The organism is Oribacterium sp. C9 (assembly GCF_002007235.1).
Lineage (GTDB): Bacteria > Bacillota > Clostridia > Lachnospirales > Lachnospiraceae > Oribacterium.
The window spans coordinates 75,511-91,662 of the sequence record NZ_MUHW01000002.1 but is presented as its reverse complement, the minus strand read 5'-3'; the positions used below and the strand labels follow the sequence as shown (position 1 = coordinate 91,662).

Genomic DNA, 16,152 nt, shown 5'->3' with positions numbered 1-16,152 from the left:
GGAGGTTACATTATGTCAGACAAACTTACAAGAAGAGATTTTCTTAAGGGAATCAGTGCTACCGCAGTTATCGCAGGTCTTGGTTCCCTTACAGCATGTTCTTCAGGAAATGAGGTTCCTCAGGCAACTACAGCCGCAGCAGGAACTACAGCCGCCGCTGCCGAGACAACAGCTGCTGCTACTCAGGCTGCTGGAGGTGCTGTCTACACACCTGGTACATACACAGCAGGTGCAGATGGAATCAGTTCAAAGGTTACTGTTACCATGACTTTTGATGAGACATCCATCACAGATGTAAAGATCGATGCAGCAGGTGAGACACCATCTATCGGCGGTGTTGCAGCTGAGGATCTTCAGAAAGCACTTATGGATGCACAGTCAGCAGAGTTCGACGGTGTATCAGGTGCAACTATCACATCAGATGCTGTAAAGAAGGCAGCTGCTAACTGTATCGCACAGGCAAAGGGAGAGGCTGTTGCAGCAACTGGCGAGCTTATCCCGACAGGTTCTGATGAGGACTGGCTTGGTGAGGAGCCTATTGTTGACGATGCAGATGTTAAGGAGACTGTAGATACAGATATCCTTATCGTTGGTGCAGGTAATGCAGGTATGATGGCTGCAGTTTATGCTGCAAAGCAGGGGCTTAACTTCCGCGTTATAGAGCAGAACGCTGTTGTTCAGGATACACGTCACTGGTACGGTGCAATCAACAGTTCTGCAGCAAAGGCAGCAGGATCTTCTGTTGATAAGAAGAAGCTTCTTTCAGAGATCAGCCGCTATGCATCAGGTAAGTGCGATCAGAGAGTAGTAAATGTATGGATGAACGAGTCAGCTGCAATGCATGATTTCGTAGCAGGCATCCTTGAGAACGAGCCATATAACTGGAAGTGTGATTTTACTGCCGGTGAGGAAGCCCGTTGGCCTGAGAGCGATGAGAATACAACTTTTGTATTCCCTGAGCAGGAGCACAACTACAGAGCATCAGAGTCAGAGTACGGAATGCAGAGGAACGAGGTATTCCTTGAGGTTATTCAGAAGGAAGGATACGATGTCGACTTCAAGACTGCTCTTGTAAAGCTTGAGAAGGATGACACAGGAAGAGTAACAGGCGTTATCGCACAGAGAACAGAGTCAGGAGACCTTGTTCGTTACAATGCTAAGCAGGGTGTACTTCTTGCCTGCGGCGGATATCCTGGAAATCCATACATGATGCAGCAGCTTGATCCGCTTGGAACATCTGTAACTACAGCATGTTCTTTCAGCCCTGCTGATAAGGGTTATGGAATCCGTGCAGCAGTATGGGCAGGAGCTCACCTTGATGCAGAGTCAGCTCCTATGCTTTTCGACCGTGGACTTGTAGCCCCGGGTGTTGATTCAGGTTATGTTGAGAGCCCGTCATCCTTCGGAGGAAAGGCTTTCCCTGGAACAGTCAGACAGTACAATCCGGGAACACAGCCATTCCTTAAGGTGAACCGTCACGGCGTTCGTTTCGCAAACGAGTCAAGCCCATACAACGATATCGTTTATGCAGCGGCTCATCAGCCTGGCCATGTATATGCACAGATTATGGATGCGAACTACATGGATGATATCAAGAGATTCCACACTATCGGATGCTCGGCACAGTCAAGAAATATCCCCGGCTATGTTGACAAGCAGCTTGCAGACCACAGCGAGGAGACAGGCGACGGACTTGTATTTAAGGCTGACACCATCGAAGAGCTTGCAGACAAGCTCGGCTTCAAGGATGATGATAAGAAGAACTTCCTTGCAACAGTTGAGCGTTACAACGAACTCTATGACAAGCAGGAGGATGAGGACTTCGGTAAGATGAAGGTTCGTCTTTCCGCTATCAAGACAGCTCCTTTCTATGGTTGCTGGCTGGGAGCTTCCCTCCTCACTACAGAGCAGGGTATCTCTATCAATGAGAAGACACAGGCACTTGATGATGAGAACAATGTAATTCCTGGTCTCTACATCGGTGGTGATATGTCAGGTTCATTCTTCGCTAACAACTATCCATGCCTCATGGCTGGTATCGCCTGTGGACGTTCACTTACATTCGCAATGAAGTCCATCAAGGTAATGGCAGGTATCGAAGAGTAATTTGAAGAATAATACCTTTTAAATGTCAGGGCGTCCGGTTTTCCGGACGCCTTTACTGATAGTCGGGCAGAAATATTGGCATAAAAAGCAGCTATGATGCCTGATTCAAGTAGGATATAATGAGAAGAAAATACATATGCCGTCTGTGGTGAGTAACAGACAGCGTAGTAAGGAGGGTCCAATGAGTGGGAAAATGGTAAAGGTGCTGCTTGCAGCAGTGGTGATCTCTACAGTATGTACAGTGGCGTCTCTCGCCGATCAGTGGGAGAAGGATGGAGATAAGTGGAGATACAGAGATTATAACGGTGATTTCGTTAGAAATCGCTGGGTAGGACCATACTTTCTGGGAAGCGATGGAATCATGCTTACCGATGCTTATACACCTGACGGGTACTATGTGGGACCTGATGGACGCTGGGACGGCAGAGATGCAAATATGTCTAAAGTTGAAAACCCGGTAAGCTCTATAGGACTTACTATATTCAATTCTCCGGTAGTTGATGATGAAATAAACTGGGGAGAAAAGACGCTTAGCTATAATGGCAGAGCTGTCCAGATAATCGAAAGTAAGGATGGCATTATTCATGATTGCAGTACTTACTATGAGATTCCCAATGCTGTTGTAAAAGGCGCGATTTTCGACGAGTATGATGAACATGGTTATGAGACCATAGCTTCAGGTCCTGTGTTTGTCAGAAAGAGTGCGACTGTGGATTTTTATGATTACAATACAGGGGTAAGCTCTGTGAAAACGGCTGAGCAGATCTATCATATGTATGGATCTCTTTTTGAATACAAGACTCCGTCGCTTTGTACCATCGGCTGTGCGACAGAGTTTGATGCCAACGGATATATCATCAAGCTGTCTGTACATGGATTTGAATGAATCAGATATAGGATAACTATGAAAGAGGGTCTGAGAGGACCTTCTTTTTTTCTTTGTTACCGAAATGTATTATTTTTCCCAAGCAGAAAGCCGAAGTATATTTGTGTATGATTCGTTATGTTGCCTGAGGATTGCCGAAAAGGTTTTAGGGGGATGCGATGGGGAAGAGATTCATATTTGGTATTATCATAATGCTTTTTGCATGTTTATCTATGACATCCTATGCCCTTGAGTGGCAGCAGGATGGAGAAGGCTGGAGACTTCTTGATAATAAAGGATCTTATTGTACGGACCAGTGGTTCTATGAGGGAGGGAAACAATATTATCTGGACTCTTCCGGGCATATGGTTACCGGGTGGACACTCATAGGAGACTGCTGGTACTACTTTGAGCCGGACGGAGCTCTGGCTACAGACCGGTGGATAGAGTCAAAATATGTGGATTATTCCGGGAAGATGCTCACAAATACCTATACTAAGGATGGTCAATATGTGGGAGCTGACGGAAAGAGTATGGACAGGTATAATCCGGTCAAGCCGATCGAGATAAAATATATGAGAGCCCATATGACTAAGGACGGCTGGATCTCTCCTAATATATACTTCATCAATTCTTCCGGGAAGATCATCAGCAGTATCAGCTTTACGGTAACGCCGTATGATGCTTTGCATAATGTGGTGTACTGTGATGTGACAGGCTGTTCGACAACTGAAAAAACGGTGTCAGGACCGTTTTATCCGGATGATGCCGGGGTCTGCGGAAAGTATATTCTTGCTTCCGATGGAACAGTTGTCAAGGCGGATCCTTACACAGTCACGGATTATGCAAAGACCTTTGATAATTGCGTTGCGCTTGATAAGACATGGCACGGCGGTAATATCAGTACCTATGCCATAGCAGGAATAAAGATTCGATATATTGACGGCACATGGGAAGTGGTAAATCCTTATGATGTGATAAAGCAGAATTATTAAATTAGGAGGTAGGAAACATATGGATAGTATGCTCGTTGATGGTGTAATGAGAAAGTACAATGATGGGGATGTCATATTTCATGAAAATGAAATAAATCCATATATGTATAAGGTCTTGCAGGGGAAGGTGGCACTTTATGTAGGATATAAAGAGCCTCATGAAAATATCCTCGGAGTCCTTTCGGAGGGCAAGTTTTTCGGTGAAGTTTCCATGCTTACGGGTAAGCCGCAGGTGTACACGGCGGTTGCTATCGAAGATGCACTTCTTATGAAGGTCGGTGAAAATCAGCTGGAGCAGTTTCTGGTTGATAATAGAAGCAATATGGTAGGAATCATGCGCAGCATGGCAGGTGTTATAGTGACGCAGAATAGAAATATCTCTATGCTGATGAACGATATAAAGGAAATTTTAAGTCAGATTCCCAAGGAGAACAGTCTTGATGAATGTATCGAGATGAAACTCAAACAGTACGTATTGAAATATGTTGAGAAGAGTATCATGCCTGAGGAGTATCTGGTAGATTCAAAGGGGTAGATACAAAGGCAGGAAAAAATGATTTAACGAGAAACGGAACCTGACATGCTGTAAAACTGATGATGAAAACAAAATTGTATATTTATTAACAAAGTTTGCTCCGGACAATTGACGCTCCGGAGCATTTGTAATAAACTGATGTGAGGTTCGGGGCTTCATAACTGGCATATATATTACATGGAGCAAAGAGCCTGATTATGCGGAGTGAGTGGGATAAACATTGGCATTCACAGCATACTTATAATTTTTATGTATATGTTTTTATAGAAGGATGGTTACTATGACAGATAAGAAACCTGTAGTTCTGCTGATACTTGACGGTTATGGAATTAATCCGAATCCTGAAGGAAATGCTATCGCTATGGCGAAAACTCCTGTGATGGATAAGCTTCAGGCTGAGTATCCTTTTGTTCAGGGACAGGCATCAGGCCTTTATGTAGGTCTTCCGGACGGACAGATGGGTAATTCAGAGGTCGGACACATGAATATGGGCGCAGGCCGTATCATTTATCAGGATCTCACAAGGATAACAAAGTCTATTCAGGACGGTGATTTCTTCACAAATCCTGCACTTCTCGGTGCGGTTGAGAACTGTAAGAAGAATGATTCTGCCCTCAACATGTTCGGTCTTGTTTCTGACGGAGGTGTGCATTCTCACATCGAGCACATCTACGGAATTCTTGAGCTTGCCAAGAAAAACGGGCTCAAGAAGGTTTATCTCTATGCTTTCCTTGATGGTCGTGATACACCGCCTGATTCGGGAAAGAGCTTCCTCGCTCAGGTTGAGGAGAAGATGGCTGAGCTTGGCGTAGGAGAGATCGCTATGATTTCCGGACGTTACTATGCTATGGACCGTGACAAGAACTATGACAGAGTTGTTAAGGCATATGATGCCATGACAAAGGGAGAGGGAGATAAGGCTCCTTCAGCATTTAAGGCTATACAGCAGTCCTATGACAACGGGGTTCTCGATGAATTCGTTGTTCCATGTGTGATCGAGAAGGACGGAAAGCCTGTACATGTGATCGAGGATGGAGATTCCTGCATTTTCTATAATTTCCGTCCGGATCGTGCACGTGAGATGACTCACTGCTTCTGTGATGACGAATTTGATTTCTTCGATAGAGGAAAGAGACTTGATACAAAGTTTGTATGTTTCACAGATTATGATCCTACTATTCCGAATAAGGAGATCGCATTCCCTAAGCAGTCCATCACGAAGACACTCGGTGAATATGTTTCATCTCTTGGACTTAAGCAGCTTCGTATCGCCGAAACAGAGAAGTATGCTCATGTAACCTTCTTCTTCAACGGCGGTGTTGAGGAGCCGAATGAGGGTGAGGACAGAGTTCTCGTTCCATCACCGAAGGATGTTCCTACTTATGATCTTAAGCCTCAGATGTCATGTCCTGAGGTTTGTGAGAAGCTTTGTGATGCCATAAAGTCAGGTAAGTATGATATGATCATTGCAAACTTCGCAAACCCTGACATGGTTGGACATACAGGTGTTATCCCATCAGCTGTTAAGGCTATCGAGGTAGTTGATGAGGCTGTAGGCAAGGTTGTTGATTCTCTCAAGGAAGTGGGCGGACAGATGATCATCTGTGCGGATCATGGTAATGCTGATATGATGATCAATTATGAGACAGGTGAACCATGGACAGCCCATACAACAAATCCTGTTCCATTCATCCTTGTAAATTCAAATCCTGACTGGAAGCTTCGTGAGGGAGGAGCCCTTTGTGACCTCGCTCCTACACTCCTTCAGATGATGGATATAGAAAAGCCTCAGGAAATGACAGGAAAATCTCTTATTGCAGAAAAGTGAATATTATAGTATTATTCAAGGGTTACGTTTAAGGTATAAACTGTATTTATAATACTAAATATAAGAGCGGGTGTTTCGTGAGAGGCATCCGCTCAGCCTATAAAGATACTATTTTGAAAGTGGCCGGTCTTTAGGGGGCTTGCCATGGATAGCAGTTCTTCGTAAAATAAGAGTTACTTAGCATAAGAGGACTGACATTAGGAACGATAAGAGGTGTAGTTTATGAGAATTGGGGTTTCAACAGACTCCGGAAGTGGTATCACACAGGAAGAGGGCAAGAAGCTCGGTATACGTGTGGTGCCGATGCCATTCCGTATAGATGGACAGGAATTTTTTGAGGACGTAAACATTACCAGAGAAGAGTTCTTTACGAAGCTTCAGGATGACTGTGATGTTGCGACGTCTCAGCCAAGTCCTGATGATGTTATGAAGGTATGGGACGAACTTTTGGAGACCTGTGACCAGGTGGTACATATTCCGCTTACTTCCGGACTTTCAGGTTCGACACAGACGGCTATGATGTTGAGTCATGAAGACAAGTACGAGGGCAGGGTTTTCGTACCGGATGACAAGGGTGTTTCTGTAACTCAGAGACAGTATTGTATCTTTGCTACAGAGCTTGCAGCAAAGGGCTATGACGGACAGGCGATCTGCGATATCATCAATCGTGAATCTGAGAGCAACCAGATATATATAGGAGTTGATACCCTGAAGTATCTCAAGAAGGGCGGACGTATAACTCCGGTTGCGGCTGCCATCGGAACTCTGCTTCATATCAAGCCTGTGCTTGGCATCACTTATGGCGGAAAGCTCGATTCCTACACGAAGGTGAGAACTACAAAGCAGGTAAGAGAGGCTATCATAAGGGGGCTTAAGAATGAACTTTCAGAGCGCCTCGGTGATAAGGATATGAATAACTGCTATGTATGTGTTGCGTATACAGACAACCCTGAGCAGGCAGAGGCATTTGCAGAGGAGATGAAGGCAGAGTTTCCTGATCGTCTCAATGCTGAAATAGTGGTGAATCCGCTGTCACTTCTTATAAGCTGTCATATAGGTCAGAACGGTCTCGGAGCTGCTGTTATAGAGCGTCCGGCAGAGCTTAAGTGAGAATTATATGAAGTCATAAGAAAATGAAAACAGTTTTTATCAGGACCGGTTCTTGCGGGAACCGGTCTTTTCTGTTATCATCATTCCCATGAATTACAAAAGACCTATGCTTCTGATTGCGATGGTGTTCGTACTTGGAGTGTGTGTAACGGCAGTTGAAGCTGGGCTTTATCTCAGAATGACCGCGGGAGTTCTTTTCTGCGGGATACTTTTCCATGGATATAAAAGTAAAAAGTTGAGTAGGGGTGCGGTTGCACTTCTTTTTGCGCTGTTCTTTTTCGGGGTGCTCAGATACAGGTCGGAGTACGGCAAAATGGAGGCTCAAAAGAGCAGCATAGAAGAGTTCTCTCAGCTTAATGTGGTTTTGAGGGGCGTAGTGGAGAGCTATAGCCTGTCGGAGAAGAACGAAAGGCTGGTGATAAGAGACGGAAAACTCTCTAACGCCTATGGCAGTAGAGAGACATTGGCACCGGATGCACCGGAGGAGATGAAGAGACGATATGACAGAGATGTAGGGAAGATCATGGTATATCTGAAAAGGGGTGCTGCGTCAGGGAGCCCGGACAGAAGTGCCGGGTGGATGGAAGAAGCCGGCGGGCATGCGGCAGCGGAAGCATCTGTAAAGATGGACAATGCTTACACTGTGACCGGACCATATCCGGGTGAGGAGGTGGAGGTTTACGGCAAAATGGTCCTACCTGAGGAGCCCCATAACGAAGGCGAGTTTGATTTCGGGCTATATTACAGATCTGTAGGCATAAGCGGTTCCATGTATGGGGATAGACTGCAGGTGACAGGAGGAGAGCCTGAGCCCTTCAGAACCGGATTACAGAAAGTGAGGATGGGGTTATGCGGTCTTCTGGATGAAATAGCGGAAGAAGAGGATTCCGGAATATATAAGGCGCTTCTTGCGGGGGAGAAGTCCTCCATGGATAAGGAACTGAGAGCACTTTATCAGAGGAACGGAATAGCACATATACTTGCGGTTTCGGGTCTGCATTTGTCTATAATCGGTGCAGGCTTTCACGGGCTTTTGAGGAAATGCGGAGCCGATAAAAAGACAGCCGGGAGCCTTGCTGCGGTACTGGTACTTAGTTACGGTATATTTACCGGAAGCTCGGGTTCCGCAATGAGGGCGGTTATCATGCTTCTTATGAAGTTTCTTGGTGAAGCAGTGGGAAGAAGTTATGATATGCTGACTGCTCTTTCGCTTTCCTGTATTCTTCTTGTTGGTGCAGAGCCCTATATCATATTTGGTTCGGGATTTCAGCTTAGCTTTATGGCGGTATTTGCACTGGGAATAGGTATGGAGCTGCCACATCAGGGGCATGATGTTCTGAATGGAGTGTTTATGTCAATGATTCTGCAAATCTGTACGCTGCCTCTGGTCCTGTATCATTTTTTCAGATTTCCTCTTTATGGACTGCTTCTGAATTTTTTAGTGCTGCCATTCATGGGATATGTGATATACAGTGGATTGCTGGCGGTGGTGTTGTCTGTTTTCTCCATCACTCTTGGGATAGCGGCCATGGGCTCAGGACATTATCTGCTGGGATTTTATACGGAACTTTGCAGCCGTATCTCGGAGATCCATTACGCCTCGCTTCTTTTGGGAAGACCGTCGGATTCCGGTATCATCATATACTATACGTTTCTTTTGACACTGCTTGTGCTTACACTCTATCTAAAGGATATAAAAAAGAAGGGCAGACTAAAGGGAGGAAAGGAGAGGCTTTACAGAGAGCTTCCGAAGGTTTCAGGTCTTGTGATTCTTCTTGCTGTTTATATGCTTATTCCAAAGGCTCCGGAGGGACTTGAAGTTACTGTGCTGGATGTAGGACAGGGAGATGGTACAGTCATAAGATGTGATGGCCTCGTTATAACGGTAGATGGCGGTTCAAGCTCTGAGAAGAAACTTGCAGAGAACAGACTGGTACCATATCTCGAGTCTCAGGCTATTGATACCATAGATGCAGCTTTCGTTACCCACTGTGATTCTGATCATTACAGCGGCATGCTGCAGATGCTTGAGGAAGAGGATGATCTGTCTGTGAAGCGGCTTTTTCTGCCGTATTCAGCGGAGGCTGACAAGCGATATGACAAGCTTCGATATGCTGCGGCAAAGACGGGGACTCAGCTAAAGTATTTTGGTGCAGGCAGCCTTCTTGAAACGGGAAGTCTGAGACTGCAGGGGCTTTATCCTATGGACAATGCTTATATTCCGGAGGCAAACAGTCATTCCATAGGGATGCTTTTAAGCTACGGGGATTTCAGTATGCTGTTCACCGGGGATATGGATAAGGAGTGTGAATATAAGATGCTTGATCATATGGAGGATATTGAAGCTGAAATGAATGGAGGAGAGTGGTCAGAGGAGGCATCGGGAGAAGGGCATGATGAGAATGACAGATTTGATATCGATGTTCTTAAGCTGGGGCATCATGGAAGTTCCACTTCTACTTCGGGTGAGCTCCTTGAGAGAATGAGGCCGGAGTATGGAATCATAAGCTACGGTAAGGACAATGATTACGGTCATCCTCATAAGGAGACCATGGAGATCCTGGAGAGATTCGGAATAGAGCCGCTTGAGACGGCGAAGACGGGTGAAATAAGAATAGTGAGTAGTGGGGAGGGGTATGAAATATATTATCCAGTGAGGGCTGAATAAAAAGTGCATAAAGCCCCACGCATGACTTCGCTGACGCTTTCGTCATGCTACAGAAATTCGGAATCCGGCCTGTCGGCCTACTTCCTCATTTCTGTTGTCGTATCAGATGTCTATGCATCCTTGCAAGCGAGCTTGCAGTCTGCATAGCCGCCTGATACGGGACTTATGCACTAAAAAAACCAGCGGTGGGTTAACCGCTGGTCTTTGTGAGTAACGTTACTTACAAAGTTTTTTATTTCAAGAACGACTTGAAAAGCAGAAATCCTGATCAAAGATTTCCGGCGCAAAGCGCAAATTAGTTCATTGCATCAACAGCCTTGTAAAGCTTAGCAACCTTTCTTGAAGCGTTGTTTGCCTTAAGAACGCCCTTGCTGTGAGCCATGCTGATCTTCTTCTGTGCCATCTTAAGAGCATCCTGAGCCTTAGCCTTGTCACCAGCCTCAACTGCTGCGTATACTCTCTTGATGTATGTCTTAACTTCTGAACGAATTGACTTGTTACGCTCATATCTTGTAGCTGCAACAAGGATTCTCTTCTTAGCGGATTTAATGTTTGCCATTGGAAATATCTCCTTTCATATGATATTAATATCTTTTGTGTGCTGTTTTCAAATACCGGACACGGACAGTTTGAAAACACGCTCAACTATCATATATAAAAGCCCTATCCCTGTCAAGAGAATAAAATGATTATGTTGGCAAAAAGCGTCACAATATGATAGTATATTTGCACAAAAACGAAGGATTAGAATTAAAATAGGAAAAAAGATGGCAGATATTAAAAATATTGATCAGTCAAAAATCAGAAATTTCTGTATCATAGCTCATATCGATCACGGTAAGTCAACATTGGCAGACCGTATCATCGAGATGACTGGTACACTTACCGAAAGAGAGATGCAGTCTCAGGTTCTCGATAACATGGATATCGAGAGAGAGCGAGGGATCACCATCAAGTCACAGACGACACGAGTGATCTATACTGCAAAGGACGGCGAGGAGTATATATTCAACCTCATCGATACACCGGGACATGTAGACTTTAACTATGAGGTATCCCGTGCACTTGCAGCCTGTGACGGAGCCATACTTATAGTTGATGCTACACAGGGAATCCAGGCACAGACTCTGGCAAACACTTACCTTGCCCTTGACCATGATCTGGAGATACTCCCGGTCATCAACAAGATAGACCTTCCGTCTGCTGATCCTGACCGCGTTGCAGAAGAGGTGGAGGATGTCATCGGTATCGAGGCGATGGACGCTCCGAGGATTTCGGCAAAAACGGGTGAAAACGTTCAGGAGGTTCTCGAAGCACTGGTTAAGAAGCTTCCGGCACCGGAAGGCTCACCTGACAATCCGCTTCAGGCGCTTATTTTCGATTCTCTTTATGACAATTACCGCGGAGTTATCATTTTCTGCCGTGTCAAGGAGGGTACTGTCAAGGTTGGCACCCGTATCAGACTCATGGCAAGCAAGGCTGAGTTTGATGTTACAGAGGTCGGTTATTTCGCTCCCGGCAGATTTATTCCTTGCGAGGAGCTGTCAGCAGGAATGGTAGGTTACATTACAGCCTCCATAAAGGATATCAGAGAGACCCGCGTCGGTGATACAGTTACTGATGCAAACCGTCCGGCAGATAAACCGCTTCCGGGATACAAGAAGGTTCAGTCCATGGTTTACTGTGGAATCTATCCTGCGGATACCATGAGATATCCGGATCTCAGAGATGCTCTTGAAAAGCTTCAGTTAAATGATGCGGCTCTTCAGTATGAGCCGGAGACTTCACAGGCTCTTGGCTTCGGTTTCCGTTGCGGTTTCCTGGGACTTCTCCATCTTGATGTAGTTCAGGAACGTCTGGAAAGAGAATACAATCTTGATCTCGTAACTACAGCACCATCTGTTGTTTACCACATATACAAGACTGACGGAACCATGATAGAGCTTTCCAATCCGGCAAATCTTCCGGATCCTTCGGAAATCGATCATATGGAGGAGCCTATCGTAGAGGCGGAGATCATGGTTACACCTGAGTTCATGGGTTCCATCATGACCCTTTGTCAGGAGCGTCGAGGCGTATATAAGGGAACAGAATATATCGAGGCAAACCGTGCCATACTTAAGTATGATATGCCGCTTAATGAGATCATCTATGATTTCTTCGATGCTATCAAGTCACGTTCAAAGGGATACGCTTCCTTTGATTATGAGCTTAAGGGATATCAGACCAGTAAGATGGTGAAGCTGGATATTCTCGTAAACAAGCAGATCATCGATGCGCTGAGCTTCATCGTTCATGCGGATTCTGCTTATGAGCGTGGAAAGAAGATGTGTGAGAAGCTCAAGAATGAGATTCCTCGCCAGCTCTTCGAGATCCCTATTCAGGCTGCTATCGGCGGTCATGTACAGGCAAGAGAGACTGTCAAGGCACTTCGCAAGGACGTTCTTGCAAAGTGCTACGGTGGTGATATATCCCGTAAGAAGAAGCTTCTGGAAAAGCAGAAGGAAGGAAAGCGCAGGATGCGTCAGTTCGGAAACGTTGAGATTCCGCAGAGTGCGTTCATGTCAGTTCTTAAACTGGATTCTGAATAAGAAGATTTTTTGTTGAGACCATTTCGCAGTGCGGTATGGTCTCTTTTTATTCAATACTTCATGCCTGTCCCTTGATCAGAGGCTGATTGATCTGAATGAAATACGGTGGTAAATAGAAAAGTTCCTAAAGGCTGATATAACTATCAGTGAAGATGGAAAATGATAAAATCACAATAGGTTATAGCTTGTATAAGAATATTATGTATTTTCTTTCGTTGAAAACAGTTTTTTTTGAGACTATACTTGTGAAAAAGAACGGCGTTAAGGGGCGCCGTGAAAGGAGAAAATTAACATGGCTAAAAAGGACCTTGATTGGGCAAATATAGGTTTCGTTTATCGCGCAACTGACAAGAGATATGTTTCTAACTATAAGGATGGAAAGTGGGACGCAGGCTCGCTTATCGATGATGCAAATGTGACACTCAACGAGTCAGCAGGTATTCTTCAGTATTGCCAGCAGGTATTTGAAGGATTGAAGGCCTACACATGGGAGGATGGTTCTGTAGTATGTTTCCGCCCGGACCTTAATGCAGAGAGAATCTACACATCCGCACAGAGGCTTGAGATGCCTCCATTCCCGAAGGAACAGTTCATCGATGCCATCGATCAGGTCGTTAAGGGCAATCTCGACTGGGTACCTCCATTCGGATCAGGCGCTTCTCTTTACATTAGACCGTATCAGTTTGCAACAGGTGTTGTTATCGGTGTAAAGCCTGCTGACGAGTATCAATTCAGAGTATTTGCAACACCGGTAGGACCATACTACAAGGGTGGCGCTACACCTATCTCTATTCAGGTATCCGACTATGACAGAGCAGCACCTCGCGGAACAGGCGCTGTAAAGGCAGGACTTAACTATGCCATGAGCTTACATTCATCAGTGCTTGCACATTCAGCAGGTTTTGCCGAGAATCTTTATCTTGATCCTGCAAGCAGAACATATGTTGAAGAGACAGGCGGTTCCAATGCTATCTTCGTAGATGCAGAAGGCAAGCTTGTAGTGCCTAAGTCACCGTCTATTCTTCCTTCTATCACAAGACGCTCTATCGTATATATCGCAGAGCATTATCTGCATCTTACTGTTGATGAGAGACCTGTTAAGTTCGAGGAGATCAAGGGCTTCAAGGAGTGTGGTCTCTGCGGAACAGCTGCGGTCATTTCACCTGTAGGCAGAATCGTAAATGCAGGTGAAGAGATCCTGCTTCCATCAGGTATGGAAAAGGCCGGAGAAGTTATCGGCGAGCTTTACAGCACCATCACAGGTATCCAGAGCGGAAAGATCGAGGCTCCGGAGGGCTGGATCCATCACGTTTGCTGATCATAGCTATAAAATTTTGATGATGCATTTTACTATTCGGAACAGGAATCATGAAATTGAGCTGACGAAATACATCACGTATAAGATTTGGACCTGTCGCATGGCGGCAGGTCTTTTTTTACAAATTTGAAGTTTTATCATGACTGTGATAAATTAAATTGCCGCAAAGTCACAGACTTAATAGAGTACGGCAACAGGAGTGTAAATGTCTGACAGAAGAATTATAGATCCGGCTGACGAGAAGCAACTGGAACTTTATATACATATACCCTTTTGCGCAAAAAAATGTAATTATTGTGATTTTTTGTCCTATCCGATGAATGAGCAGGCCCACGCGGAATATGTTGAGAAGCTCTGCCGGGAGATAGAGCTTGGGGCTTCCTTAGGGGAAGACCGTGAGATATCTACTATATTTATAGGCGGAGGAACACCTACCATACTGGATCCGAAGCACATAGCGGTTATCATGGCGAGCATAATGAAGAACTATGTTGTAAGAGATGATGCTGAGATCACTATCGAATGTAATCCGGCTTCTACCATACGTTATAAATTCACAGCTTATAAGGAAGCTGGCGTAAACAGACTGTCTATTGGACTTCAGTCTGCCAACGATCAGGAGCTTCGTGCTCTTGGGAGAATACATATATACGAAGATTTTCTCAAATGCTATCAGAATGCCAGAATGGTGGGGTTCAAAAACATTAACATAGACCTGATGAATGATATTCCGGGACAGACAGAGAAAAGCTGGAGCGATACACTTAAGCATGTGTTAATGCTTAAACCGGAGCATGTGTCCATCTATAATCTCATAGTGGAGGAGGGAACTCCTTTCATGAAGATGTATGAGGATGGAAGGCTTCAGCTTCCGGATGAGGAAACTGCGTCGAAAATAGACGGGATAACCAGAAGTCTTACAGCAAAATACGGTTATGAAAGATACGAGGTGTCTAATTTTGCGAAGCCCGGATTCGAATGCAGACATAATTACGGATACTGGTCAAATGTTCCATACCTTGGGTTTGGACTGGGAGCTGCATCCTATTTCAGTGGAGAGAGATGGAATGTTACCAGGGATTTCAGAGATTATATGGAGCTGGAATTCGGGGACGAAATGAGATCCGGCTATCCCAGGCTTCATACAGACAGACAGATCCTGAGCCGGAATGAGCAGATGGAAGAGTTCATGTTCCTTGGTATGAGGCGCATAGAGGGAGTTTCTGAAACGGAGTTCAAACTGAGGTTTCAGGTTGATATAATGAGTGTATTCGGAGATCAGATGGAGAAGTTTCTCAGACAGGGTCTGGTGATCCATGAGGGATATAGATACTGTTTCTCGGAGAGAGGTATGGATGTATCCAATGTTATTCTGAGCCAGTTTCTGCTGGACTGAACTCTCGACTTTGGAGGACAAAATGGCAAAGAAGAGTGGAAGAAATACAAAACAGAAGATAGTTTCGGCTGCATGGAAGCTTTTCTATGAACAGGGATATGACGATACGACAGTAGACGATATCGTTTTTGAGTCGGGAACATCCAAAGGGTCCTTCTACCATTATTTTGAAAGTAAGGATGCGCTTTTGGGGTCCCTCAATATTTTGTTCGATGAGAAATATGAGGAGCTTATGAAGGTCATAGACCCTAATATGGATGCGGTGGACAAACTGATCTACTTTAATCATGAGTTGTTTGAGATGATAGACTCATCTGTATCTATAGAGCTTATCACAAGGATGTTTTCATCTCAGCTTATCACCCACGGCGAAAAGCATCTTCTGGACAGGAAGAGGACTTACTTCAAGCTGATCAAGCAGATCGTAAAGCAGGGTCAGGACAGAGGCGAGGTGAGGGATGATGTCACCGTTAATCAGATAGTCAATGATTACGCCATGTTCGAAAGGGCGCTTCTTTACGACTGGTGTCTGGAGGAAGGAGAGTATTCTCTGGTGAGAAATGCGGACAGGCTGATGCCGATGTTTCTTGACGGATTTAGAAGTTCTTTAAAAAAATAATTTGATGTCTTCTAAAAGGAATTGCATTTAGTCTAGTGAAAAAGTAAGAAAATAAAAGGGAATAATGGGAGAAATGCAGAACGGAGTATAGACTATAGTCTATACTCCGTTCTGCATTTTA

At 44.9% G+C, this 16,152-nt stretch carries 12 protein-coding genes; 11 read left to right on the top strand and 1 reads right to left on the bottom strand.

The features are described from left to right. Window positions 1-12 precede the first annotated feature (12 nt). The 7 genes from BXO88_RS01780 to BXO88_RS01750 all read left to right on the top strand — a co-directional run bounded on the left by BXO88_RS01780 (window position 13) and on the right by BXO88_RS01750 (window position 10,107). Complete coding sequence (locus BXO88_RS01780) at window positions 13-2,106, top strand: FAD-binding protein (protein WP_078036069.1); 2,094 nt, start codon at window positions 13-15, stop codon at window positions 2,104-2,106. A 181-nt stretch (window positions 2,107-2,287) separates the two neighbouring features. After that, window positions 2,288-2,992 carry a hypothetical protein gene (locus BXO88_RS01775; protein ID WP_078036068.1) on the top strand — a complete coding sequence of 235 codons (705 nt, stop codon included), beginning with the start codon at window positions 2,288-2,290 and terminating at the stop codon, window positions 2,990-2,992. Window positions 2,993-3,150: 158 nt separating this feature from the next. Then, window positions 3,151-3,966 carry a hypothetical protein gene (locus BXO88_RS01770; protein ID WP_078036067.1) on the top strand — a complete coding sequence of 272 codons (816 nt, stop codon included), beginning with the start codon at window positions 3,151-3,153 and terminating at the stop codon, window positions 3,964-3,966. A gap of 19 nt (window positions 3,967-3,985) precedes the next feature. Further along, window positions 3,986-4,501: a cyclic nucleotide-binding domain-containing protein gene (locus BXO88_RS01765; protein WP_078036066.1), complete on the top strand. Its 516-nt coding sequence runs from the start codon at window positions 3,986-3,988 to the stop codon at window positions 4,499-4,501. Between the two features lie 280 nt (window positions 4,502-4,781). Next, window positions 4,782-6,329, top strand: a complete 1,548-nt coding sequence (gpmI, locus tag BXO88_RS01760) for a 2,3-bisphosphoglycerate-independent phosphoglycerate mutase (RefSeq protein ID WP_078036065.1) — start codon at window positions 4,782-4,784, stop codon at window positions 6,327-6,329. Window positions 6,330-6,551: 222 nt separating this feature from the next. Further along, window positions 6,552-7,439 (top strand): DegV family protein, encoded by an 888-nt coding sequence (locus BXO88_RS01755; RefSeq protein WP_078036064.1) that lies wholly within the window; start codon window positions 6,552-6,554, stop codon window positions 7,437-7,439. A 52-nt stretch (window positions 7,440-7,491) separates the two neighbouring features. Beyond that, entirely contained in the window at window positions 7,492-10,107 is a 2,616-nt protein-coding gene (locus tag BXO88_RS01750) for a ComEC/Rec2 family competence protein (protein WP_078036063.1), read from the top strand. Window positions 10,108-10,402: 295 nt separating this feature from the next. On the opposite strand, the gene rpsT is transcribed toward BXO88_RS01750, so the two are convergent. Next, window positions 10,403-10,666: a 30S ribosomal protein S20 gene (rpsT, locus tag BXO88_RS01745; RefSeq protein WP_044994944.1), complete on the bottom strand. Its 264-nt coding sequence runs from the start codon at window positions 10,664-10,666 to the stop codon at window positions 10,403-10,405. A gap of 217 nt (window positions 10,667-10,883) precedes the next feature. Here rpsT and lepA point away from each other — a divergent pair, with 217 nt between their 5' ends. From lepA to BXO88_RS01725, 4 genes are all read left to right on the top strand, one after another. Further along, window positions 10,884-12,698: a translation elongation factor 4 gene (lepA, locus tag BXO88_RS01740; protein ID WP_139355484.1), complete on the top strand. Its 1,815-nt coding sequence runs from the start codon at window positions 10,884-10,886 to the stop codon at window positions 12,696-12,698. A 292-nt stretch (window positions 12,699-12,990) separates the two neighbouring features. Next, window positions 12,991-14,016: a branched-chain amino acid aminotransferase gene (locus BXO88_RS01735; protein ID WP_078036061.1), complete on the top strand. Its 1,026-nt coding sequence runs from the start codon at window positions 12,991-12,993 to the stop codon at window positions 14,014-14,016. Between the two features lie 205 nt (window positions 14,017-14,221). Continuing rightward, window positions 14,222-15,412: a radical SAM family heme chaperone HemW gene (hemW, locus tag BXO88_RS01730; RefSeq protein WP_078036060.1), complete on the top strand. Its 1,191-nt coding sequence runs from the start codon at window positions 14,222-14,224 to the stop codon at window positions 15,410-15,412. Between the two features lie 22 nt (window positions 15,413-15,434). Continuing rightward, window positions 15,435-16,031, top strand: coding sequence for a TetR/AcrR family transcriptional regulator (locus BXO88_RS01725; RefSeq protein ID WP_078036059.1), 597 nt, complete (start codon window positions 15,435-15,437; stop codon window positions 16,029-16,031). The last annotated feature ends 121 nt before the right edge of the window (window positions 16,032-16,152 follow it).

Excerpts from the sequence above, each read along its gene's own strand:
- rpsT (WP_044994944.1), bottom strand. The coding sequence starts at position 10,666 with ATGGCAAACATTAAATCCGCTAAGAAGAGAATCCTTGTTGCAGCTACA.
- gpmI (WP_078036065.1), top strand. The coding sequence starts at position 4,782 with ATGACAGATAAGAAACCTGTAGTTCTGCTGATACTTGACGGTTATGGA.
- BXO88_RS01735 (WP_078036061.1), top strand. The coding sequence starts at position 12,991 with ATGGCTAAAAAGGACCTTGATTGGGCAAATATAGGTTTCGTTTATCGC.
- BXO88_RS01770 (WP_078036067.1), top strand. The coding sequence starts at position 3,151 with ATGGGGAAGAGATTCATATTTGGTATTATCATAATGCTTTTTGCATGT.
- BXO88_RS01780 (WP_078036069.1), top strand. The coding sequence starts at position 13 with ATGTCAGACAAACTTACAAGAAGAGATTTTCTTAAGGGAATCAGTGCT.
- BXO88_RS01755 (WP_078036064.1), top strand. The coding sequence starts at position 6,552 with ATGAGAATTGGGGTTTCAACAGACTCCGGAAGTGGTATCACACAGGAA.
- BXO88_RS01775 (WP_078036068.1), top strand. The coding sequence starts at position 2,288 with ATGAGTGGGAAAATGGTAAAGGTGCTGCTTGCAGCAGTGGTGATCTCT.
- hemW (WP_078036060.1), top strand. The coding sequence starts at position 14,222 with ATGTCTGACAGAAGAATTATAGATCCGGCTGACGAGAAGCAACTGGAA.
- BXO88_RS01725 (WP_078036059.1), top strand. The coding sequence starts at position 15,435 with ATGGCAAAGAAGAGTGGAAGAAATACAAAACAGAAGATAGTTTCGGCT.
- BXO88_RS01765 (WP_078036066.1), top strand. The coding sequence starts at position 3,986 with ATGGATAGTATGCTCGTTGATGGTGTAATGAGAAAGTACAATGATGGG.